The 21226-nt window shown below is 72.7% G+C and carries 21 protein-coding genes and 1 tRNA gene; 17 read left to right on the top strand and 5 right to left on the bottom strand.

Going from position 1 to position 21226, the window contains the following annotated elements; translation table 11 throughout:
- Window positions 1-93: 93 nt before the first annotated feature.
- From PKY62_RS06495 to PKY62_RS06445, 11 genes are all read left to right on the top strand, one after another.
- A complete protein-coding gene (locus PKY62_RS06495; RefSeq protein ID WP_324535896.1) occupies window positions 94-966 on the top strand; it encodes a ParA family protein in 873 nt (290 codons plus the stop codon).
- Window positions 956-1798 (top strand): segregation and condensation protein A, encoded by an 843-nt coding sequence (locus PKY62_RS06490; RefSeq protein WP_324535895.1) that lies wholly within the window; start codon window positions 956-958, stop codon window positions 1796-1798. Before PKY62_RS06495 ends, PKY62_RS06490 begins: the two co-directional genes overlap by 11 nt.
- Entirely contained in the window at window positions 1795-2490 is a 696-nt protein-coding gene (gene scpB / locus PKY62_RS06485; protein ID WP_324535894.1) for an SMC-Scp complex subunit ScpB, read from the top strand. Before PKY62_RS06490 ends, scpB begins: the two co-directional genes overlap by 4 nt.
- Window positions 2487-3245: a pseudouridine synthase gene (locus tag PKY62_RS06480; protein ID WP_324535893.1), complete on the top strand. Its 759-nt coding sequence runs from the start codon at window positions 2487-2489 to the stop codon at window positions 3243-3245. The genes scpB and PKY62_RS06480 overlap by 4 nt, the downstream gene beginning before the upstream one ends.
- 2 nt (window positions 3246-3247) lie before the next feature.
- Complete coding sequence (gene aroH / locus PKY62_RS06475) at window positions 3248-3604, top strand: chorismate mutase (protein WP_324535892.1); 357 nt, start codon at window positions 3248-3250, stop codon at window positions 3602-3604.
- A 107-nt stretch (window positions 3605-3711) separates the two neighbouring features.
- Entirely contained in the window at window positions 3712-4755 is a 1044-nt protein-coding gene (locus tag PKY62_RS06470) for a prephenate dehydrogenase (RefSeq protein ID WP_502875804.1), read from the top strand.
- Entirely contained in the window at window positions 4752-5471 is a 720-nt protein-coding gene (gene cmk / locus PKY62_RS06465) for a (d)CMP kinase (protein ID WP_324535890.1), read from the top strand. Before PKY62_RS06470 ends, cmk begins: the two co-directional genes overlap by 4 nt.
- A gap of 77 nt (window positions 5472-5548) precedes the next feature.
- The gene (locus PKY62_RS06460; RefSeq protein WP_324535889.1) at window positions 5549-6166 is read left to right on the top strand and encodes a lysophospholipid acyltransferase family protein; all 618 of its coding nucleotides are present in this window, start codon (window positions 5549-5551) and stop codon (window positions 6164-6166) included.
- Window positions 6167-6193: 27 nt separating this feature from the next.
- Window positions 6194-7651 (top strand): ribosome biogenesis GTPase Der, encoded by a 1458-nt coding sequence (der, locus tag PKY62_RS06455; RefSeq protein ID WP_324535888.1) that lies wholly within the window; start codon window positions 6194-6196, stop codon window positions 7649-7651.
- Window positions 7648-8730 carry a hypothetical protein gene (locus PKY62_RS06450; protein ID WP_324535887.1) on the top strand — a complete coding sequence of 361 codons (1083 nt, stop codon included), beginning with the start codon at window positions 7648-7650 and terminating at the stop codon, window positions 8728-8730. The genes der and PKY62_RS06450 overlap by 4 nt, the downstream gene beginning before the upstream one ends.
- An 85-nt stretch (window positions 8731-8815) precedes the next feature.
- A tRNA-Pro gene (locus tag PKY62_RS06445) sits at window positions 8816-8889 on the top strand.
- A gap of 252 nt (window positions 8890-9141) precedes the next feature.
- Here the strand turns inward: PKY62_RS06445 and PKY62_RS06440 are convergent.
- Window positions 9142-11496 (bottom strand): TOTE conflict system archaeo-eukaryotic primase domain-containing protein, encoded by a 2355-nt coding sequence (locus PKY62_RS06440; RefSeq protein ID WP_324535886.1) that lies wholly within the window; start codon window positions 11494-11496, stop codon window positions 9142-9144.
- A gap of 159 nt (window positions 11497-11655) precedes the next feature.
- Between PKY62_RS06440 and PKY62_RS06435 the strand changes: the two genes are divergently transcribed.
- Entirely contained in the window at window positions 11656-12246 is a 591-nt protein-coding gene (locus PKY62_RS06435) for a type IV toxin-antitoxin system AbiEi family antitoxin domain-containing protein (protein WP_324535885.1), read from the top strand.
- Window positions 12243-13148 (top strand): nucleotidyl transferase AbiEii/AbiGii toxin family protein, encoded by a 906-nt coding sequence (locus tag PKY62_RS06430; RefSeq protein ID WP_324535884.1) that lies wholly within the window; start codon window positions 12243-12245, stop codon window positions 13146-13148. Before PKY62_RS06435 ends, PKY62_RS06430 begins: the two co-directional genes overlap by 4 nt.
- Before the next feature lie 194 nt (window positions 13149-13342).
- On the opposite strand, the gene PKY62_RS06425 is transcribed toward PKY62_RS06430, so the two are convergent.
- The gene (locus PKY62_RS06425) at window positions 13343-13672 is read right to left on the bottom strand and encodes a tyrosine-type recombinase/integrase (protein ID WP_324535897.1); all 330 of its coding nucleotides are present in this window, start codon (window positions 13670-13672) and stop codon (window positions 13343-13345) included.
- Window positions 13673-13692: 20 nt separating this feature from the next.
- Here PKY62_RS06425 and PKY62_RS06420 point away from each other — a divergent pair, with 20 nt between their 5' ends.
- Window positions 13693-13824: a hypothetical protein gene (locus PKY62_RS06420; RefSeq protein WP_324535883.1), complete on the top strand. Its 132-nt coding sequence runs from the start codon at window positions 13693-13695 to the stop codon at window positions 13822-13824.
- 63 nt (window positions 13825-13887) lie between these two features.
- Here PKY62_RS06420 and PKY62_RS06415 read toward each other — a convergent pair whose 3' ends face one another.
- Window positions 13888-14352 (bottom strand): cupin domain-containing protein, encoded by a 465-nt coding sequence (locus PKY62_RS06415; protein WP_324535882.1) that lies wholly within the window; start codon window positions 14350-14352, stop codon window positions 13888-13890.
- Window positions 14353-14497: 145 nt separating this feature from the next.
- A complete protein-coding gene (locus tag PKY62_RS06410; RefSeq protein WP_324535881.1) occupies window positions 14498-17002 on the bottom strand; it encodes a sensor domain-containing protein in 2505 nt (834 codons plus the stop codon).
- A 140-nt stretch (window positions 17003-17142) separates the two neighbouring features.
- On the opposite strand from PKY62_RS06410, the gene PKY62_RS06405 reads away from it, so the two are divergent.
- Window positions 17143-17904 (top strand): class I SAM-dependent methyltransferase, encoded by a 762-nt coding sequence (locus tag PKY62_RS06405; RefSeq protein ID WP_324535880.1) that lies wholly within the window; start codon window positions 17143-17145, stop codon window positions 17902-17904.
- A gap of 120 nt (window positions 17905-18024) precedes the next feature.
- Here PKY62_RS06405 and PKY62_RS06400 read toward each other — a convergent pair whose 3' ends face one another.
- Window positions 18025-19452, bottom strand: a complete 1428-nt coding sequence (locus PKY62_RS06400; RefSeq protein ID WP_324535879.1) for a glycoside hydrolase family 1 protein — start codon at window positions 19450-19452, stop codon at window positions 18025-18027.
- A gap of 225 nt (window positions 19453-19677) precedes the next feature.
- Here PKY62_RS06400 and PKY62_RS06395 point away from each other — a divergent pair, with 225 nt between their 5' ends.
- Window positions 19678-20571 carry a CPBP family intramembrane glutamic endopeptidase gene (locus PKY62_RS06395; RefSeq protein WP_324535878.1) on the top strand — a complete coding sequence of 298 codons (894 nt, stop codon included), beginning with the start codon at window positions 19678-19680 and terminating at the stop codon, window positions 20569-20571.
- Window positions 20572-20621: 50 nt separating this feature from the next.
- Window positions 20622-21226: hypothetical protein (locus PKY62_RS06390; RefSeq protein WP_324535877.1), on the top strand; the 605-nt coding region annotated here is incomplete at its 3' end.

Here is a 21226-nt window from a genome sequence, read left to right as displayed (position 1 = left end):
CGATGTGCTCGAAGCCCGCGTCCCCATCGGGCACGGGCCCGCCGCCGGTGATCCTCGGGCGTCCGTCGCGCGCGCTGCGGTAACCTCGGGCCCGTGACCAGCCAGGACAAGGTGCCCGCGACGCCCCCCACGGACCCCGCCGGACGCCCCCTGCCCCAGTTCGCCGACCCGGCGCCGCTCGCGGCCCACGGCCCCGCCAGGGTGATCGCCCTGTGCAACCAGAAGGGTGGCGTCGGCAAGACCACGACGACCATCAACCTGGCGGCGGCGCTGGCCGGCTACGGCCGGCGGGTGCTCGTGGTCGACTTCGACCCGCAGGGCGCCGCGTCCGTGGGCCTGGGCTTCAGCCCGCACGAGCTGGACCGCACCGTCTACAACCTCCTCATGGAGCGCAACGCCGTCATCGGCGACGTCATCCGGCCCACCGGCGTCGAGAACGTCGACCTGCTCCCGGCGAACATCGACCTGTCCGCCGCCGAGGTCCAGCTGGTCGGCGAGGTGGCCCGCGAGTCGATCCTGTCGCGTGTGCTGCGCCCCGCCGAGGACCTCTACGACGTCATCCTCGTGGACTGCCAGCCCTCGCTCGGCCTGCTCACGGTCAACGCCCTGACGGCTGCGCACGGCGTCCTCATCCCGCTGGAGTGCGAGTTCTTCGCGCTGCGCGGCGTCGCGCTGCTCATCGAGACGGTCGAGAAGGTCCGCGACCGGCTCAACCCCCGCCTGGAGGTCGACGGCATCCTGGCGACCATGTACGACCCGCGCACCCTGCACTCGCGCGAGGTCATCGCCCGCGTCCACGAGGCGTTCGGCGACCAGCTGCTGCACACGGTCATCGGCCGCACCGTGAAGTTCCCCGACTCCTCGGTCGCGGCGGAGCCGATCACGACCTACGCGCCGAACCACCCCGGGGCCCTGGCCTACCTCCAGCTCGCCCGCGAGCTGGTGGCTCGCGGCGATGCCGCCTGAGGTCGTCCTCGCCGGGCCGGCACCCGCACGTCCGGGTCCTGGCCCCTTCGAGGTCCACCTGACGAACTTCAGCGGACCGTTCGACCTGCTGCTCGGACTCATCACCAAGCACAAGCTCGACATCACCGAGGTCGCGCTGGCGCAGGTGACCGACGAGTTCATCGCGGCCGTGCGGGCCGCGGAGTCCGCGGACGAGCCGTGGGAGCTGGGCCGGATCAGCGAGTTCCTCGTGGTGGCGGCGACGCTGCTCGACCTCAAGGCCGCCCGGCTGCTGCCGTCCGGCGACGTCGAGGACGCCGAGGACCTCGAGGCCCTCGAGGCACGCGACCTGCTCTTCGCGCGGCTGCTGCAGTACCGGGCGTACAAGGAGGTCGCGGCCGGGCTGGCCGAGCGACTGGGCCAGCAGGCGCGCAGCGTGCCGCGGTCGGTCACCCTCGAGCCGCAGCTGGCTGCGTTGCTGCCGGAGCTCGTGCTGGCCATCGGCCCGGCGGAGCTCGCGCTCCTCGCTGCGCGCGCGCTGGCACCTCGGGCCACGCCGCACGTCGACCTCGGGCACGTCTACGCCCCCGTGGTGAGCGTGCGCGAGCAGGCGGCCGTGCTCGTCGACCGGCTGCGCCGCAGCGGGGGCGCGTCGTTCCGCGCGCTGGTGGCCGACGCCGGCTCCACGCTCGTCGTGGTGGTGCGCTTCCTCGCGCTGCTCGAGCTGTTCCGCGAGGCCGTGGTGGCCTTCGACCAGGCCGGCCCGCTCGGCGAGCTCACGGTGCGCTGGACCGGCGGGCACGATGGCGACATCGACGTGACGGACGACTACGGCCAGGGAGGACCCGCATGAGCGAGCAGCCGACGGACCCGCGGCCGGACGTCACGGCGACGACGACCGGGTCGCCCGACGACGCGCCGCCCGCGGTCACGTCACCCGGCGGCGAGCCGCCGATCGCCGTCGACGAGCTCGCCTTCGACGTCGCCGACCTGCCCGGGGGCGCCGCCGCGGCGCTGGAGGCCGTCCTCATGGTGGCGGACGAGCCGGTGGCAGCGGTCCAGCTCGCCACCGTCCTCGGCCTTCCCACCGGCCAGGTGGAGGCACTGCTCACCGAGCTCGCCGCCGAGTACGCCGCCGGCCCGCGACCGCGCGGCTTCGCGCTGCGCCAGGTCGCCGGGGGCTGGCGCTTCTACTCCGCGCCGGCGCACGCGGACGTCGTCGGACGCTTCGTCCTGGACGGGCAGAGCGCGCGTCTGACGCAGGCCGCGCTGGAGACGCTGGCCGTCATCGCCTATCGTCAGCCGGTCACGCGCGGGCAGGTCTCGGCCGTGCGCGGCGTGAACGTCGACTCCGTGGTGCGCACCCTCGCGGCACGCGGGCTCGTCGCCGAGCTGGGCACGGAACCCAGCGGCGCGGTGCTCTTCGGCACGACGTCGTACTTCCTCGAGCGGATGGGGATGGGCAGCCTCGACGAGCTGCCCCCGCTGGCCCCGCACCTGCCTGACATCGCCTCGCTCGACCTCGTGGACGGGAACTCCTCATGAACCGAACGACCCAGCGCGACGTGCACGACCCGGACGGCGTGCGCCTGCAGAAGGTGCTGGCGAGCGCCGGCCTGGGCTCGCGGCGCGCGTGCGAGCAGATCATCACCTCCGGCCGCGTCAAGGTCGACGGGATCGTCGTCCGGGAACTCGGCGTGCGCGTGGACCCGGGCACGGCCGTGCTGCACGTCGACGACCTGCGCGTCCAGCTCGACACCTCGATGGTCACCCTCGCCCTCAACAAGCCGTTGGGCGTGGTCTCGACGCTGCACGACCCCAACGGCCGGCCGTGCCTCGACCAGTTCGTCACGGACCGGACCGAGCGGCTGTTCCACGTCGGGCGCCTCGATGCCGAGACCGAGGGCCTGCTGCTGCTCACCAACGACGGCGAGCTGGCCAACCGCCTGTCCCACCCGTCGCACGGGGTGCCCAAGCGGTACCTCGCCACACTCGAGGGTCGCGTCAAGCCCGCCGTCGGGGTGGCGCTGCGCAACGGGATCGAGCTCGACGACGGCCCGGTCAAGGTGGACGAGTACACCCTCATCGATGCCTCGGGCGGCGCGAGCATGGTCGAGGTGGTGCTGCACGAGGGGCGCAACCGCGTGGTGCGCCGCATGTTCGACCAGATGGGCCACCCGGTGACCCGGCTGGTCCGCACCCAGATCGGCCCCGTGCGCCTCGGCGACCTGCGGCCGGGCCGCACCCGCGTGCTGGGTCGCACCGAGCTGGGCTCGCTCATGGCGGCGGTGGATCTGTGAGCGTGCGCGCGATCCGGGGGGCGACCCAGCTCGACTCCGATGATCGCGAGCACCTCTTCGAGCGCACGGCCGAGCTGGTCCGGACCGTCCTCGAGGCCAACGCGCTGAGCACGGACGCGCTCATCTCGATCCTCTTCACGTGCACCCCGGACCTGCGCAGCGACTTCCCGGCCGCGGCGGCGCGCGAGATGGGCATGGGTGACGTGCCGTTGATGTGCTCGGTCGAGATCGACGTCCCCACCGCCCTGCCCCGCGTGGTGCGCCTCATGGCGCACGCGGAGATGGACGTGCCCCGTGCCGAGGTGCGCCACGTGTACCTGCACGGCGCGACGGTGCTGCGCCGGGACCTGGCGCAGTGAACGCGGCGGCCGCTCGGTCAGCGCTGCCCGGGGCGGTGGGTCACCCCGCGGCCACGCGCGGGCCGGTCCGGGTGGTCGGCACCGGGCTGCTCGGCGCGAGCGTGGGCATGGCGTTGCGTGCCGGCGGCGTCGATGTGGTCCTTGCCGACCCGTCGCGGACCACCGTGCTGCTGGCCCGCGACGTCGGCGCGGGACGGTTGCCCGCGCCGGACGATGGCGAGCCGCTGCTCGTCGTCGTCGCCGCTCCGCCCGACGTCACGGCCGACGTCGTGCTGGCGGAGCTCGCGGCGAACCCGCACGCCGTCGTGACCGACGTCGCGAGCGTCAAGTCCGCCGTGCTCGACGCGGTGCGTGCCGGTGGCGGAGACCTGCGCCGGTACGTCGGCTCGCACCCCATGGCGGGCTCGGAGCGCTCGGGCCCGACGGCGGCCCGGCCCGACCTCTTCGTCGGCCGGCCGTGGGTGGTCGCGGGCAACCGCGAGAGCACCCCCGAGGCCGTCCTGACCGTGCGCACGCTCGCGACGGACGTCGGGGCCACGCCGGTGCTGCTCGACGCGCGCGTGCACGACGACGCCGTCGCGCTCGTCTCGCACGTGCCGCAGATCGCCGCGTCGCTCGTCGCTGCCCGGCTCCGCTCGGCCGACCCTGCCGCGCTCGACCTGGCCGGCCAGGGGCTGCGCGACGTCACGCGTATCGCGGCGAGCGACCCCGCGCTGTGGACCTCGATCCTCGCGGCGAACGCCGGCGCCGTCGGCCCCGTGCTCCGTGCGCTGCGCGACGACCTCGACACGATCGTGGCGGCGCTCGAGCAGGCGGACGAGGCCGCGCACGCCGAGCAGGTCGCCGGGGGCGCGCTGGGCGCGATCGCCGGCGCGATCGCCGCCGGGAACGCGGGGGTCGCGCGGATCCCCGGCAAGCACGGCGGCGCCCGCCGCGCCTACGACGTCGTCACCGTCCTGGTGCCCGACCAGCCCGGCGAGCTCGCCCGGCTGCTCGGTGACATGGGCACCGCAGGCATCAACCTCGAGGAGCTGGCCATCGAGCACGCACCCGCCCAGGCCGTCGGTCTCGCCGCCCTGTCCGTGCTCCGCGGGCTCGGCGGGCGCCTGGAGCACGAGCTCACCGCCCGGGGCTGGCGGGTGGCGGGATGAGCGCGCAGCGCGGGCCGCTGGTGGTCGCGGTCGACGGCCCCTCCGGCTCCGGCAAGTCCAGCGTGTGCCGCCAGGTCGCGGCCCGCCTCGGCCTGGCCTACCTCGACACCGGAGCGATGTACCGGGCGGCGACCTGGTGGTGCCTCGATCAGGGTGTCGACCTGACCGACGGCGCCGCGGTGAGCGCCACCGTGCACGCGATGGTCCTCGAGCTGGACCTCAACCCGCGCGCGCCGTCGTTCGCGGTGCACGGCAGGGATGTCGGCAGGGCGATCCGGGCTGGGGGGATCTCCGCGGTGGTCTCCCACGTCGCGACCAACCTCGACGTGCGTGCCGACCTCGGGGCCCGGCAGCGCGCGGTCGTCGAGGTCGAGCGCGGGCCTGGCGGCTTCAGCGAGGGCCGGGGCGTGGTGGTCGAGGGCCGTGACATCACGACCGTCATCGCGCCCGACGCCGACGTCCGCGTGCTGCTCACCGCGTCGGAGGAGGCTCGCCTCGCCCGCCGCGCACGCGAGCTGCACGGCACCGCCGATGCCGCCGCCGTCGCGGCCACGCGCGACCAGGTGGTCCGCCGCGATGCCCAGGACTCGACGGTGGTCGAGTTCCGGACCGCCGCGGACGGCGTCGTCACGGTGGACTCGTCCGACCTGGACCTCGAGCAGACCGTCGAGGCCGTGCTCGCCGTCGTGCGGCGGGAGACCGGGCAGCAGCCGTGAGGCGTGCGCCCCGGAGCGGTCCGGCGCGGAGCGGGCCCGCGGGCCCCGGCCCCGCCGGCCCGCGCTGGTCGCGCTGGGTGGGCCGGTTCCTCGCGCGGGTGGTGTGGGACACCGAGATCGTCGGGGCGGACCGCGTGCCGCGCACGGGTCCGGTCATCCTGGCCGCCAACCATCTCGGCGTCGTCGACGGGCCCCTGGTGCACGGCGCGGCGCCGCGCGGGACGCACCTGCTGGTCAAGCAGGAGATGTTCGACGGCTGGACGGGCGTGGTGCTGCGCGCCGCCGGCCAGATCCCGGTCGACCGCGCGGGCGGGCGGTCGGCCCTCGCGGCGGCGCTCGGTGTGCTGCGCCGCGGCGGCGCCGTCGGCATCTTCCCCGAGGGCAACCGCGGCCGGGGCGACGTGTCCGACGCCCGTGGCGGTGTCGCGTGGCTCGCCGTGACCTCCGGCGCGCCCGTGGTGCCCGTCGCGGTGCTCGGCACCCGGCGGACGGGGGAGTCGGTGCGTCACGTGCCGGGGCCGCGCCGTCGGCTCGTGGTGGAGTTCGGCGATCCCGTGGTCGTCGAGCGCGGCGGGCTGAGCGGCAAGGCCGCCGTGGAGCATGCCGCGGACGTGCTGCGGACGGCGCTGGCGGACCACGTCGCGGGCGCGGCGGAGCGGCACGGGACCGCCCTGCCGGGGCCGGTTCGTCGCTGAGGCGTCCGGCAGGGGAGGATGGACCCCATGACCGACGCACCGATCGACGACGACCTCGCCCGTGAGCAGGCCCTGAGGGCAGGGCTGGAGGAGTACGAGCTCGAGGAGGGCGACCTCGAGCTGCTGGACGGGGAGCTGCCCGAGGGTGCCGAGTCGGCCCCTCGCGGGCCCCTGCCGGTGCTCGCCGTCGTCGGGCGCCCCAACGTCGGCAAGTCGACCCTGGTCAACCGTGTCCTCGGCCGCCGCGAGGCAGTCGTCGAGGACAAGCCCGGCGTCACGAGGGACCGGGTCTCCTACCCGGCCGAGTGGGCCGGCCGCTCCTTCACGCTCGTCGACACCGGCGGCTGGGAGGTCGACGTGGCAGGGATCCACGCGCGCGTCGCCGAGCAGGCCGAGATCGCCATCGAGCTCGCCGACGTCGTGATGTTCGTGGTCGACGCGACCGTGGGTCCCACGTCCACCGACGAGGCCGTCGTCAAGCTGCTCCGCAAGTCCGGCAAGCCCGTGGTGCTGGCGGCCAACAAGGTCGACGGCCCGCGCGCCGAGTCGGATGCCGCCGACCTGTGGAGCCTCGGCCTCGGCCAGCCGCACCCGGTGTCCGCGCTGCACGGACGCGGGATCGGCGACCTGCTGGACGCCATGACCGCCGAGCTGCCGGCGGTCTCCGCCCAGGGCGGCGCGCTGCGCGAGGCCGGGCCCCGGCGGGTCGCGCTCGTCGGCCGGCCCAACGTCGGCAAGTCGAGCCTGCTCAACGTGGTGCTCGGCACCGAGCGCGTCGTGGTCGACTCCGTCGCCGGTACCACGCGCGACCCGGTCGACGAGCTCGTCGAGCTGGGCGGCAAGCCGTACTGGTTCGTCGACACCGCCGGCATCCGCCGCCGTGTGCACCAGACCACCGGTGCGGACTTCTACGCATCGCTGCGCACGCAGGCCGCGATCGAGAAGGCCGAGGTCGCCGTGGTCCTCGTCGACGCGAGCGTGCCGATGACGGAGCAGGACACGCGCGTCATCTCCCAGGTGGTCGAGGCCGGGCGGGCGCTCGTCATCGCGTACAACAAGTGGGACCTCATGGACGAGGACCGCCGCCCGTACCTCGAGCGCGAGATCGAGCAGGACCTGGTCCAGGTCCAGTGGGCGCCGCGGGTCAACATCTCCGCCAAGACCGGCTGGCACCGGGACAAGCTGGTCCCGGCGATCGAGAAGTCCCTCGCGTCGTGGGACATGCGGATCCCCACCGGCCGGCTCAACGCCTTCCTCGGCGAGCTGGTCGCGGCCCACCCGCACCCGTTGCGCGGTGGCAAGCAGCCGCGCATCCTCTTCGCGACGCAGGCGGACACGCGCCCGCCGCGGTTCGTCATCTTCGCCACCGGGTTCCTCGAGGCCGGCTACCGCCGCTACATCGAGCGTCGCCTGCGCGAGACCTTCGGCTTCGACGGCTCCCCGATCTCGATCTCGGTGCGGGTGCGGGAGAAGCGTCGGCGGTGAGCACGGGCACGGCGCCGGCGCGTAGCCCCCTGCTGCGGTGGGGGCTGCCGCGCGACCCCGCGGCGTCCTCGCACCTGGCGGGGTTCCTCGTCGCGACGATGACGACGGTCATCCTCACCCGTGGCCTCCTCGCCGCAACCGGCTTCCCGCAGCTCGGCGGCGGTGCGCTGCACGTCGCGCACGTGCTGTGGGGCGGCCTGCTCATGGCGCTGTCGCTCGTGGTGCTGCTGTCCTTCGCCGGGCCCGTGGCCCGGCCGCTCGGCGCCGTCGTCGGCGGGGTCGGCTTCGGCCTCTTCATCGACGAGATCGGCAAGTTCGTCACGGCGGACAACGACTACTTCTACGAACCGACGGCATTCCTCGTCTACCTCGTCGTCGTGGTGCTCCTCCTGCTCGCCGAGGCACTGCACGGCCGCCGGCCGCACCACCCCGTGGAGTACCTCGCCGGCGCGGCGGACCAGGCGGTCGCGGGGTTGGCCGGCGGGTTCACGCCGCGCGCGCGGGCCCAGGCGCAGGAGCTGCTCGCCGCCGCGGGGGACGTGCGCGGCGCGGCCGAGGTCGGCGCCGTGCTGCGGGCGGTCGACGACGACGCGGCCGAGGTGCCCAACATCATCGACATCGTCAGCGCGGCGGTGGTGCGCGCCACGGCGCGGATCGTCACGGCGCGCTGGGTCCCGCTGGCCACGGTCGCGGTGCTCGTGCTCATCACGCTGGGCGGGGTGGTGCGCGGGCTGGGCGCGTGGATCGCCGGGACCGACGCGGCGTGGTGGGTGGTGGCCGGGTTGCTCTCGGGTGCGCTCGCCTCGACGGGCACGGCCGTCGCCGGGCTCGTCGTCGTCCGCGCGGACCGTCTGCGCGGCTACCTGCTGTTCCGGCGCGCCGTCGTCATCAGCCTGCTCGTCACGCAGGTCTTCGTCTTCCGGCTCGACGAGTGGTCGGCCGTTTTCGGGTTGCTGCTCGATCTCGCCGTGCTCGGGCTCGTCACGGCGGAGCTGGACCAGATCCACCAGGCGCAGGCCCGGGCGCGGCGCGTGCGCGGCGAGGCCAGGGCGGGGGAGTCGAGCTCGGCAGTGGTCTGACGTGGGCGCCCCGCACAGTCGGCGGACGGTGTGCGGAGGGGACCGGGGGCGTGCGGTAAAGTGTCCGAGGCTCGTTGAGCCGGCACGGGATGTGGCGCAGCTTGGTAGCGCACTTGACTGGGGGTCAAGGGGTCGCAGGTTCAAATCCTGTCATCCCGACGTGTATCACTGCAGGTCAGGGCCTTGTCGATCATCGTCGGCAGGGCCCTGACCTCTCTGGGTGATCTTGCTGGACCCTAACTCCTGGACCCTAACTCCTGGACCCTGAGTCGCGCGGACCCTGGCGGACGCTGACGGCTGGCACCGGCGCGAGGCCCTGCGTAGGGCCGCGACGGCGCTGGGGGAGGAGGGGCTCGTGCTCCCTTGGACGCGTCAAGGGGTCGATCACCCGCTGCGTGTGGATCGTCGTGGCTAGCGTTGAGTGAATCCGAGTGCGCGATAGCCGGGCATGCGTCGCTGGAGCGATGCGGCCAGTGCTGGCGTGGCCGGGTCGTGGTAGTCGTGGACCTCGGCGATGTCCTTGCCGGGGAAGGTGCGGAGCACGCGCCCCGCGCACTGGACGAGGAGCCCGTCGAACGCGATCGGCGAGGCGAGGAACAGGGTGTCCAGTGCGGGTGCATCGAAGCCCTCCCCGATGTACGGCACGGTGCCGATCACCAGCACCCCGGCCCCTGCCTCCGTCGTCGCGAGCTGGGCCATGGCGGCTCGGCGCTCCGCGGCGGAGATGCCTCCGCGAAGCACGATGGCCTGATGGCCGTGGGCAGCGAGGGTGGCGACGAGGTTCTCCAGGTGGGCGGTGCGCCGGGTCAGGACCAGGCAGTTGCGTCGGCGGCCCAGTGCCTCGCGCACGTCTTCGATGATGGTGTGGTTGCGCGGTTCGTCTTCGATCATCGTCCGGTAGATCTCGGCCATGCCGCCGGGTGCGTTGGGGTCGGCCGTCCCGTCGTAGCGGAACGAGGTCTGGTGCAGGTGGAGCTCGCGCCCCGGGCCCGAGAGGTCGGCGGCGACGTCCTCCAGGGTGCCGGTGTCTGTCTCGGTGAGCGTGTGGCGGATCGGGCCGAGCTGCCAGCGGACCAGGTCGTCCAGGCCGTCGCGTCGTCGGGGTGTCGCGGTCAGGCCGAGCCACAGCTGGGCGCGGATCCGTTTGACGCTGTGGTCGTAGGCGCCGGCCGCGAGGTGGTGGCACTCGTCGACGATCACCTGGCCGTAGCCGGTGGTCAGGGCCTCGATGTCCTCGCGTCGGGCTAGGGTCGGGAGCATCGCGATGTCCACCTCGCCGGTGAGCTTGGTGCGACCGCCGCCGACCTGGCCGGGCTTGGTGCCGAGCAGCTCGGTGATCCGGGTGCGCCACTGCTCTGCCAGGGCCTTGCGGTCCACCAGCACCAGTGTCGAGACCGCTCGTTCGGCGATGATCGAGCAGGCCATCACGGTCTTTCCAGCCCCGGGCGGGGCGACGAGGATCCCGTCGTCGTGGGCGAGCATGGTGTTGACGGCTCGTGACTGACGCTCACGGAGCTCGGCCCGGAAGGTGACATCGATCTCGTGGCCGAAGTCGCGTGCGTCGGAGACCTCGAGTCGTGTCCCTGCGCCGGCCACGATGTCGGCCACAAGGTGGCGTAGTCCGCGGGGAAGGACCAGGTCGCCGTCGAGCGTGATGTCGTAGCCCCGGACGAATCGGGGTGTGTCCCAGGTGGACCTGCGCAGTCGCTGCAGCTCGTGGAACTTCGGATTGGCCATGGAGGCCGCGTGCTTGAACGCGGCAAGGGTCGCCGGGGTCAGCTCGGCTGCCCGAAGGACGAAGCCCGCCCCCAGGCTCGCGTGAACGACGGGCGGCAGCTGTGGTCTCACCTTGGTCGCCCGTGGTCGCTCAACGGTGGTGACCTCGCTACCCACGAGGACCTTTCGGGCAGTGCGCGCGACGCGACGGGCCTCGCTGGGGCTGAGCCTGTCCTGGGTGGAGAGGAACGCCCACTGGTCGTCCCACGGTTCGAGGGTCGCCAGGTCGAGGAAGAGGGACAGCCCGTCCTTGCGACGTCGCCCCTGCAGCGGCGCGGCGATCAGGTTGCCCAAGCCGCCGTCTGGCAGGACGTCTTGGCTCGGGAAGAGCCGGTCGTAGGACCGAAGGTCCATCTCCCCACGCAACGCGATCGCCTCGCGCAGGATCGCGGTGCCCAGCGCCCTGGCGATGGCGGCGGGGATCGGCTCGGTGAAGAACACCCAGGTGTGGGCGCCACGGCCGGACTGGGAGATCTCGAGGGCGGCCGGGACCCCGGCCGCCCGGGCCGCCTTGACGTACGCGAGGGCGTCGAGCATGGCTCCGGAGCCGTCGAAGTCCGCGGCCAGGAACGAGCAGGTGCTGTCCGCCAGGAGCGGGTACAGACCGATGAAGACATCGCCGACCAGGTGGGCGGCGATGACCTCGTCGGTCAGGGGAAGGTGGGTGACCAAGGAGCGGTCCATACCCTTGCGCCAGCCACCCGCGACGGCGGGCATCCAGCCTGCGGTTCCAGCGCGCTGGTTCTCCCATCGCAGCGCGTAGACGTCGCCTCGCGCGCGGAAGAAGGTCCGGTACAGCGCGAGCTTGTCCGCCGGAGACGACCCAAGGGTGACCGGTCCCGGCCGCGTCAACGGGGCAGCGGGCTGCTCGGGTGGGGGAGTGACCTCGCCCCGCAGATCGAGCAGACGCGCCAGTCGCGCGTTCTCAGCCCGCAGCGCGTCCAGCTCCCGCCGCAGCTGCTGGACATCGTCGGACCCCACCCCTGCCATCACGGCATCGTTGCACGATCACCACCGGGCACTGCTGCCCACTCGGCCCGCGACACAGCGAGAGGGTCCAGGCAACGCCCCCGGCGCAGACCCGCCGACGGCGCGGGCGGCAGGATAGATTCCTTGCACTAGTGAATTGCGTCTGTAAGGATTGTATCCATGTCGTCGTCCTTGCTCACGTTGCCCGACACCTTCACGACGGGCACGGCGCGCTCGTATGGGGTGCATCCGCGTGACCTGTATGCCTGGCGGGACAGCGGGACCGTGATCGAGCTGTCGCGCGGGGTGTTCCGTCGGGCCGACGCTGCTGCCGTGTCGTGGCCGGACCTGCTGGCCGTCGCCTACCGGGCGCCGCGGGCGATCGTGTGCTGCATCTCTGCGGCCGCGGTCCATGGGTTGACCGATGAACTCCCGGTGGCGGTGCAGATCGCCGTTGTGGCGCGTGCGCATCCGCCGAAGATCACCTACCCGCCGACGTCGGTGTTCCGCTTCGAGGAGCACACGTTCGAGCTGGGCCTGTCGCATGTCGATGCCGCACCCGGTGAGCAGGTGCGGATCTATGACCCAGCGCGCACGGTGGTCGACCTGATTCGCCTGCGCCACCGACTGGGGGAGCCGGTCGCCTTCGGCGCGCTGCACCGCTACCTGCGGCTGCGTGGGGCGCGCCCGGGCCGGCTGCTGGAGTACGCAGAGCGGTTGGACGCTGCGGGGCCGGTGGCCCGAGCCCTGGATGTGGCGAGCGCGTCGTGAGCCGACCCACGCGGGGTGATGGTGCCGGGCGCGCCTACCTGGATCTGCAGAACCGGGCGCGTCGCGAGGGCCGCGGTACCCAGGAGCTGTTGACGCTGTACGTCGTCGAGCGGTGGCTCGCGCGACTGGCGGAGTCCGCCTACGCCGAGGACTTCGTGCTCAAGGGCGGGATGCTGCTCGCGGCCTTCGGCCAGCGTCGCCCGACCGTTGACGCCGACACCCTGGCTCGGAACCTGTCCAACGACCTGGACGCGGTGGCGGCACGTGTCGCCGAGATCGCCGCGCTTCCCGGCGATGACGGCGTGGTGTTCCTAACCGGCACGGTCAAGGCTCAGGCGATCCGCGAGGAGTCGCTGTATGCAGGCGTGCGGGTGTCCATGGAGGCGCGGATCGCCACAGCGAGCATCACGCTGCGGCTCGACGTGAGCTTCGGCGACCCGGTGACCCCGCCACCGCGCACGATCCTGCTACCCGCCCTTCGCCCGAGCATGGCGCCCGTAGCCGTGCTCGGGTACCCGATCGAGACGGTGCTGGCCGAGAAGATCGTCACGGCCCTCGAACTCGGCGCGGCCAACACCCGGGTGCGCGACTACGCCGACATCTACTCGATCACCGGAGCCCACGACCTCGACCGGGCCGCCGTCCGGCAGGCGATCGATGCCACCGCAGCCCATCGTGAGGTCGCCCTCGCACCCCTGAGCGCCTCGGTCGGTGCGCTGGCCACCTCGCGCGCCGGCTCCTGGGCCGCCTACCGGCGGAGCCTCGGACGCCAGAGCGAGGATCTGCCGGTCGGCTTTGCCGAAGTCGTCTCGGCGGTCGCAGCGTTTGCCGACGGCATCCTTGTGCAGGCGCCCGACGCGACGTGGATTGCAAGGTCGCGAACCTGGCGCCCCCAGATGTAGTGCTGGAGGAGGGCGACGTGATCACCGCGGTCGGGCAGCAATGCACGCGCCTGCGCCGCTGCCGGCGGCGGTCTCCGCCGCGGCAAGCATTGACGGTGCCGAGGCGATTGCGCGTCGGATCGGACTCACGACCAGGACTGGGCACTCCGAAGACGACCCGACGGGTCGCGGTCCGCGAAGAGGGGGCCTCCCTGTCAGATCTCGAGCGTGAGGTGCCCCGTCCTGGTCGGGCTGATGTTGTGGCGGTAGACGCCGGCTGTGACGGTGATCGACTTGTGGCCGAGGGTGTCGGCGATGTCCTCGAGGCGGACGCCGGCGTTCGATAGCAGGGACGCGGTGGCGTGGCGCAGCGCGTGCGGGTGCAGGCCCGGCAGCCCGATCTTGCGCCCGATGCGGGCGAGGGCTCGTCGGGTGTTCGAGGGGTCGAGAGGCTTGCCGGACTCGGTTGTGAACATGAGGTCGTCGGGGTTGGTCCACGCTGGCTGGCTCGCCGTGTCGGTGGCCTGCTGGCGTGCCTGGGTAATGGCGGCTTGGACGATTCGCGGTGAGCCTCTCGCGAGCCTTCCTGGCGGCGACCGGTGGAACGCTCAAGGACGATGCGGCACTGATGCTCCCCGAGTGGCACGGAGGGACCACCAGCCGCCAGACCGACGGCGGTGCGGACACGACCCTGTAGCGCAGCCCTGTTCCGTGCGGGTCCGCGATCGGTCCGACCGGGCACGACCCGGTGCCGGGCCCTTCAGGCGTGCTGGTCGCTGGCCCCGGCGGGCTGCACCGACCACGCGGCGGGCTCGTCGTCGGTGTCGGCGTCGGCGATGGACCTGGTCGCCTGGACCTTGCCCGGCTGGTGGTGCGCTGGGGCATAGACCGTGTACACCTGCATCGGCTCTGAGCCGGTGTTGGTGATGTTGTGCCAGCTGCCGGCCGGGACGAGCACGCACCAGCCGTCCTCGACCTGCTGGTCGAAGGTCAGCTCGTCCTCGGCCGGTCCCATCTGGGCGCGGCCTCGGCCGCCGTCGAGGCGGATGAACTGGTCGGTGTCGGGGTGCATCTCCAGCCCGATGTCGCCCCCTGCCGGGATCGACATGAGGGTGACCTGCAGGTACCTGCCGCTCCAGGCGACGGCGCGGTAGCTCGTGTTCTCGAGGGTTGCGGCCTCCAGGTCGAAGGACTGGGGGCTGGGGCCGATGTCCGTGAGGGTCATGTTTCGACCATAGCCCTGGCGGCCGCTCGCGCCGCCTCACTCGGGTCGCCACCTGGATCTCGCGGTCCGGAGGTCGACGGACTTGCCGGGGCCGTGGCGTGGTGCCGCACGGAGCCACGAGCTCGACGCGCGCGAGGGGAACACGTCATCTCGGTCCACCCAGGAGCCGCCCGAGATCGTGCTCGGCCTCGAAGCGGCTCACGGGCACCGGCCTGCCGAGCAGGTAGCCCTGCCCGAGCTCGCACCGCTGGGTCACCAGGAAGTCGAGCTGCTCCCTCGTCTCGATGCCCTCGGCGACCACGGTGAGCCCGAGCGTGCGGGACAGGACCACCAAAGCCTTGACGAGCTCGTCGTGCTCGGGCGCCGCACCCACACCCTGGACGAAGCGCCGGTCGATCTTGAGGACGTCGATGGGGAACCGCGTGAGGTAGTGCAGCGCGGAGTAGCCGGTCCCGAAGTCGTCGATGGCGATCCGGACCCCGCGCGCCCTGAGGTGGCGGAGGGTGCCCTGCACGCTGCTGCTGTCCTCCAGGAGCAGGCTCTCGGTGATCTCGAGAGCGAGCCACCGCGGGTCGCAGCCGGCGGACTCCAGCTCCTCGTCGACGGCGAGCGCGACGTCGTCCAGCACGAACTGCCGGGTGGAGAGGTTGACGGCGACCACGAGGGGCTCGCTCTCCGGCGGGCGTCGGCGGTTCCATCGCGCCGCGGCGGTCGTCGCCTCCCGCAGCACCCATCGACCGATCGGCACGATGGCTCCGGTCTCCTCCGCGACCGGGATGAACTCGTCCGGCAGGACGTCACCGAGCTCGGGGTGGCGCCAGCGCAGCAGCGCCTCGCCGCCGGCGAGCCGCTGCTCGGGGCCGATGCGGAACACCGGCTGGACGTGCAGCGCCAGCTGGTCGGCCAGGCCCGGCCCCACCAGGGCTCTCTCGATCGCCGCGCGTCGCTGCAGCGCCGCTCCGAGCTCCTCGCGGAAGTACTCGACCCGGCCGCGCCCCGCGTGCTTGGCCTGGTACATCGCCACGTCGGCGTGCGCCACCAGCGTCTCGATGGTGGCGCCGTCCTCGGGGTAGACCGCCACGCCGATGCTGGCACCGACGCGGGTGCCCCGGCCGAGGGGCAGACCGGGAAGCTCGTTCAGGGTGCGCAGCACCTTCTCGGCGACGGCTGCCAGGTGCTCGGAGGCGTCGATGTCACCGACGACGATGACGAACTCGTCGCCCCCCAGGCGGACGAACAGGTCGTAGGAGCGCATGTGCGCGCGCACCCGCTCGGCGACGGCGCGCAGGACCTGGTCGCCACCGGCGTGCCCCACGGTGTCGTTGACCGCCTTGAAGCCGTCGAGGTCGAGCAGGAGGACACCGACCCGCCGTCCCCAGCGGCGCGCCGCCTCGATCATCGCCGGCGCCCGGTCGAAGAGCGCCTGGCTGTTGGGCAGACCCGTCAGGAGGTCGGTGTGCGCGATCCGCTCCAGCTCCTCCCGCTGCCGGACGGCCTCGGTGATGTCCCTGCCCACACCCAGCACGCTGACCAGGTCGCCCCGGGCGTCGTGCTCCGCGACGCACAGCACCTGATGGATGTGCTCGAGCGAGTCGTGACGATCGACGAACCGCTGCTCGACCAGCTCCGCGGGTCCGCCGGCGATGACGCGATCGACGGCGGCCGCCACCAACCCGAACCGACCCGCGCCGACCTCCGTCGTCGTCCGCCCGGAGACCTGCTCTGCGGGCAGGCCGAGCACGTCGAGCATGCGTGGGTTGGCGTACACGAAGCGGGCGCTCGTGTCCCACCGGACGATCCGGTCGCCTGCGTTCTCGGCGAGGCTGCGGAACTCGCGCTCCCGCTCGGCCGCCGCCTGGCGTGCCTGGACGAGGTCGCTGACGTCGCGCCCGATGGCCAGTGCCCCGGTGATCCGGCCGTCGGCAGCCCGCTCGCCCCGGATGAGGACGCTGTGGGTGGCAACGCCCCCGTCCGGCTGGATCACCGTGAGGTCCACGCGTCCGGGCGCCCCGCTGCGCAGCGCCTCGAACACAGCGCGCTCGTACTCCTCCACACCCGTGATCCCGGGCGGCGCCGACTCCAGGGGGAGCTTGCCGACGACGCGACCGGCCGTCGTGTTCACCCGCTGCGCGATCTCCTGGTTGCAGTACGTGGCACGCCCGTCCAGCCCGTAGCGGATGATGTTGTCGGGGGAGTTGTCCGCGAGCGTGCGGAACTCGGCCTGGCTGTCCCGCAGGAACTGCTCGGTCTCTCGGAACCGCGTCACGTCGCGCGCGGTGAGCAGGTACCGGGCCACGGTGCCGTCCGCCGCGCGCTCCACCCTCGCCTGCAGCTGGTGGCGCAGCTCTGCGGACGCCTCACCACGCGGCCGCCAGGTGAGCTCCGCCTCGGTCGCGTCCCGGCCGTCGCGCGCCGCGGCGATCAGCAGCAGCGCACCATCGGTCGCCTCGCCGAAGGGCCGCAGATCGACCAGCGGTCGGCCGGTGCTGGCTGGGAACGACAGTCCGGTGGTCGTCTCGAACGCCCGGTTCGCGTACAGCAGGAGCAGGTCGGCATCCAGGCAGACGAACAGGTCCGGCGTGGCATCGAGCCAGTCCGCGGCGCGGGCGCCGAGCCCGTGGGTCCGCCAGGCCTGGTCACGAGCGTCCATGGCGACCCCCGCTCCGATCCCGCCCGGCTCAACCTTCGACGACCGTAGCGCCGCACCCCGCCGGGTGGCAGCCAGCAGGCCGAGGCGCGACGGGTGAATCTTCCTCGCGCCGGTTCGCCGGACGCGGACTACCGTGCTCCATGAGCTTCGACGTCGCGGCCGCGGCGTACGGGCGGTTCATGGGCCGGTTCTCCGAGCACCTGGCCGCGGGATTCGCGGACCTGGCCGGGGTCCGGTCGGGCCAGGTGGCGCTCGACGTCGGTTGCGGGCCCGGTCCGCTGACCGCCGAGCTCGTCGCCCGGCTCGGCGTGAGGTGCGTCATCGCGATCGACCCGTCGTCGCACTTCGTCGAGGCGGTCCGTGCGCGCCTCCCGGGTGTCGACGCGCGCGTCGGGGTCGCCGAGCAGCTGCCACTGGCAGACGGTTCGGTCGACGTGACCATGGCCCAGCTCGTGGTGCACTTCCTGTCCGACCCCGCCGAGGGTGTCGCCGAGATGCGTCGGGTGACCCGGCCCGGCGGGGTGGTCGCGGCCAACGTGTGGGACCACGCGAGCGACCGCGGCGGACCGCTGACCGCGTTCTACCGTGCCGTCGCCGACGTCGACCCGTCCGCCGGGCCCGAGGTCGGGTATGCGGGTGTGGAGGACGCGCTCCTGGTCGACGTCTTCCGCGCGGCGGGTCTCGGGGTGGTCGACGCGTCGTGGCTCTCGATCACGGTGCCGTTCGCGACCTTCGATGAGTGGTGGAGTCCCTTCACCCTGGGCGTCGGCCCGCCGGGGGTCTACGTCGCCGGGCTCCCGGAGGACCACCGACGAGCACTGAGGTCGCGGTGCGCGGAGCTCCTCCCGCCGGCGCCGTTCGCGCTCGAGGCCTCGGCCTGGTGCGTCCGAGCTGACGTGTGAGCGCAGGGGACTCATCGGGTCCGGACGTGGGCCGACGACGTGTCCTGCTCCGCACCGCGGCCCTCGACGCGGCGCGGAGCAGGAGCCCGGCCGACGGGTGACCGGCTGGGCTCCGGTCGGCTACCGCGCCGGGCGCAGGCTGGCGCCGTGGGTGCGGATGACCTCGGCGTACCAGGCGAAGGACTTCTTCCTGTACCGCTCGAGCGTGCCCGAGCCGTCGTCGTTGCGGTCGACGTAGATGAAGCCGTAGCGCTTGGACAGCTGAGCCGTCGAGGCCGAGACCAGGTCGATCGGGCCCCACATGGTGTAGCCGAGGACCTCGACGCCGTCGGCGATCGCCTCGCCCAGCTGGACGAGGTGGTCGTTCATGTAGGCGATCCGGTAGTCGTCGACGACGGTCTTGACGCCGTCGACCTCGACCAGCTGGTCCTTGGCGCCCAGGCCGTTCTCCACGACGAACAGCGGCTTCTGCCAGCGGTCCCAGAAGTCGTTGGCGATGATGCGCAGACCCACCGGGTCGATCTGCCAGCCCCACTCGCTCGAGGCCAGGTGCGGGTTCGGCACCCCGCCCAGGAGGTTGCCCTGGCCCGCCTTCTGCTCCGGGTCGGCCGTCTCGCAGAAGCTCATGTAGTACGAGAAGGAGACGAAGTCGACCGTGTTCGTCAGGATCTCGCGGTCCGCGTCGGTGATGTCGAGCTCGATGCCCTGCTCGCGCAGGTACCGGAGCGCGTAGCCCGGGTACTCGCCGCGGACGTGGATGTCGCCGAAGAAGTAGGTGTCACGCTCGGTCTGCTTCGCTGCCCACACGTCGGCGGGGGCAGGCGTCAACGGGTAGAACGGGGCGGCGATGACCATGCAGCCGACCTTGGCGTCCGGCATCATCTCGTGCGCGATCCTCGTCGCCGATGCGCTGGCCACGAGCTCGTAGTGGGCGGCCTGGTAGCGCTCGCCCTTGGAGACCTGCTCCTTCGGGGTGAGCACGCCGGCGCCCATCAAGGGGAAGTGCAGCGTGGAGTTGATCTCGTTGAAGGTCAGCCAGTACCGCACGCGCGTGCCGTAGCGGGCGAACAGCGCACGCACGTAGCGCTCGTAGAACCCGATGAGCTCGCGGCTGCGCCACCCGTCGTAGGTCTGCGCCAGGTGCAGGGGGGTCTCGTAGTGCGAGATCGTCACCAGTGGCTCGATCCCGTGCTTCTCGAGCTCGTCGAGCACCCGGTCGTAGAACGCCAGGCCCGCCTCGTTCGGGGCCTCCTCGTCGCCGCGCGGGAAGATCCGGCTCCACGCGATGGAGAAGCGGAAGACCTTGAAGCCCATCTCCGCGAACAGCGCGATGTCCTGCGCGTAGCGGTGGTAGAAGTCGATGCCCTCCAGCTTGAGGTTGTCCGGGGTGGGCCCGTCCGCGACCGGGCCGACGATGCCCTGGGGAAGGATGTCCTGGATGGACAGGCCCTTGCCGTCCTGGTCGTAGGCGCCCTCGAGCTGGTTGGCGGCCGTCGCACCGCCCCACAGGAAGGTGTCGGGGAACGGGCTGGGCACGGTGTCGTTCATGGTTGCTCCTCGGTGACCACGGATCATGTGCGCGGCCCGGGCCGGTGTCGAGGCACAAAAAAACCCAAGCCCTGACCCGTCCCGATCCGTTGCGGACCTGACCGACCACAGCTTGGGTTTTGCCTGACGCGCAGTAACAATCCCAGACTCAGCGGGGCGCGCGGGGCGCCCGCGAGGGACGTTACGCCCGGCGGCGGGTTCGTGTCCAGCCTCCGGCAGACCCCGATGCCGACGCCGCAGCTGGCCCGACGCGGGCGGGTGGGGCAGGGTGGGCCCGTGGCGGACGGCTTCCTCGGTCAGCGGGTTCCCGCCGCGCGGCCGTCCCGTCTCGAGGCCGGCAGACTGCTCGCGGCGGGGCTCGTGTGCGGCGCGGCCGTGCTCCTCTTCGCGGTGCACGTGCGCCCGCTGGCCTACCTCCCGATGGCGGCGGGGGTCGCGCTGGCGTGGCGGCTGGATCGCGACCTGGGCCGGGACCTGCTCCTCATCGCGACGGGGATGACCATCGTCAGCACCATCCCGCTCGCGGCCGACCTCTCGAACGCGGGTGTCGCCCGGTTCGCCGTCGTGCTCTCCGCGGCGGTCGCTGTGCCGTTCGTGCTCGAGCGGCGCGTCTTCGGGGGGAGCGCCATCCACTTCCCGTGGCGCGCCGGGCGACCGTGGACGCGGGTGCACTGGACGTACCTGGGCGCCGTCGTCCTGGCCGGCTACCTCGTGCTGCCCTGGTACTTCCTGTCCTCCGGCGTCTGGGCCAACTGGCCGGACCTCGACGGGCCGGGCGAGATCGCCAGGCTCTTCGTCGGGGTGGCCGCGGTCGGCACCTGGGACGAGCTGTTCTTCATCTGCACCGTCTTCGCGCTGCTGCGGCGCCACTTCGCGCTGTGGCCGGCGAACGTGCTGCAGGCGGTGGTCTTCGTCTCGTTCCTGTGGGAGCTCGGCTACCGCAGCTGGGGGCCGCTGCTCACCCTGCCGTTCGCGCTGGTCCAGGGCCTGACGTTCGCGCGGACGGCATCCCTGACGTACGTGCTCACGGTGCACCTGCTCTTCGACGCCGTGGTCTTCGCGGTGCTCGTCCACGCCCACCACCCGGAGCTGTTCGACGTCTTCGTCACGGCCCCGTGACGATGGACCCTGCGTGTGCGGGGTCGGTCTCATGACTACGCTGAACCCTCGTGGCACTTCCCCCGGTCGTCGCTGCCCCGCTGTGGCCGCGACCCCGGCGGGTGCGGCTGTTCGCCTCCGCTCCTGACGCTCAACGCGCGCGCCGGCCGACGGACGTGCTGCTCCTGGTCGCGACCTCGCTGTCGATCCTCGTCCTCGGCTGGCGCGCCGACGCGCCGTCCGACGTCGAGGATGCCCTCATCGACCTCGCGCGGAGCCTGCCGCGCGCACTCGACCTGCTGTGGCAGGTGCTGACCGGGGTCGCGTCGCTCTGGGTCGTCGTGCTCCTCATCGCGACCGTGGCCCGCCGCCGTCCGGCAGTGCTGCGGGACGCGCTGCTGTCGACGGCCCTCGCCGGCGTGCTGGTGCTCCTCGTGGAGCAGGTGTTCCTCGGAACGGCTGACGCGGTGTCCTGGCACGGCCTCGTCGCCGTCGGCCCGCCCACCGGGGCGATCTCGCTACGGCTCGCCCTCGTCGCCGCCGTGACGGTCGCGACGTCGCCGCACCTCACCGTGCCGTTCCGCTCGCTGAGTCGCTGGCTGCTGGCCATCTCCGCCGTCGGGCTGGTCGTGCTCGGGGCCACGATCGCCCTCAACGTCTGGCTGTACGCGATCGT

Origin of the sequence: Actinotalea sp., assembly GCF_035443605.1 — a bacterium.
Lineage (GTDB): Bacteria > Actinomycetota > Actinomycetes > Actinomycetales > Cellulomonadaceae > Actinotalea.
Note: the sequence above shows the minus strand (reverse complement) of the source record. Positions and strands in the feature narration are given on the sequence as shown.

Bases quoted from the DNA above. Each gene is read 5' to 3' on its own strand.
- PKY62_RS06490 (WP_324535895.1), top strand. From the start codon at position 956: ATGCCGCCTGAGGTCGTCCTCGCCGGGCCGGCACCCGCACGTCCGGGT.
- scpB (WP_324535894.1), top strand. From the start codon at position 1,795: ATGAGCGAGCAGCCGACGGACCCGCGGCCGGACGTCACGGCGACGACG.
- PKY62_RS06480 (WP_324535893.1), top strand. From the start codon at position 2,487: ATGAACCGAACGACCCAGCGCGACGTGCACGACCCGGACGGCGTGCGC.
- PKY62_RS06470 (WP_502875804.1), top strand. From the start codon at position 3,712: ATGGCGTTGCGTGCCGGCGGCGTCGATGTGGTCCTTGCCGACCCGTCG.
- cmk (WP_324535890.1), top strand. From the start codon at position 4,752: ATGAGCGCGCAGCGCGGGCCGCTGGTGGTCGCGGTCGACGGCCCCTCC.
- der (WP_324535888.1), top strand. From the start codon at position 6,194: ATGACCGACGCACCGATCGACGACGACCTCGCCCGTGAGCAGGCCCTG.
- PKY62_RS06440 (WP_324535886.1), bottom strand. From the start codon at position 11,496: ATGGCAGGGGTGGGGTCCGACGATGTCCAGCAGCTGCGGCGGGAGCTG.
- PKY62_RS06435 (WP_324535885.1), top strand. From the start codon at position 11,656: ATGTCGTCGTCCTTGCTCACGTTGCCCGACACCTTCACGACGGGCACG.
- PKY62_RS06415 (WP_324535882.1), bottom strand. From the start codon at position 14,352: ATGACCCTCACGGACATCGGCCCCAGCCCCCAGTCCTTCGACCTGGAG.
- PKY62_RS06410 (WP_324535881.1), bottom strand. From the start codon at position 17,002: ATGGACGCTCGTGACCAGGCCTGGCGGACCCACGGGCTCGGCGCCCGC.
- PKY62_RS06405 (WP_324535880.1), top strand. From the start codon at position 17,143: ATGAGCTTCGACGTCGCGGCCGCGGCGTACGGGCGGTTCATGGGCCGG.
- PKY62_RS06400 (WP_324535879.1), bottom strand. From the start codon at position 19,452: ATGAACGACACCGTGCCCAGCCCGTTCCCCGACACCTTCCTGTGGGGC.
- PKY62_RS06395 (WP_324535878.1), top strand. From the start codon at position 19,678: ATGCCGACGCCGCAGCTGGCCCGACGCGGGCGGGTGGGGCAGGGTGGG.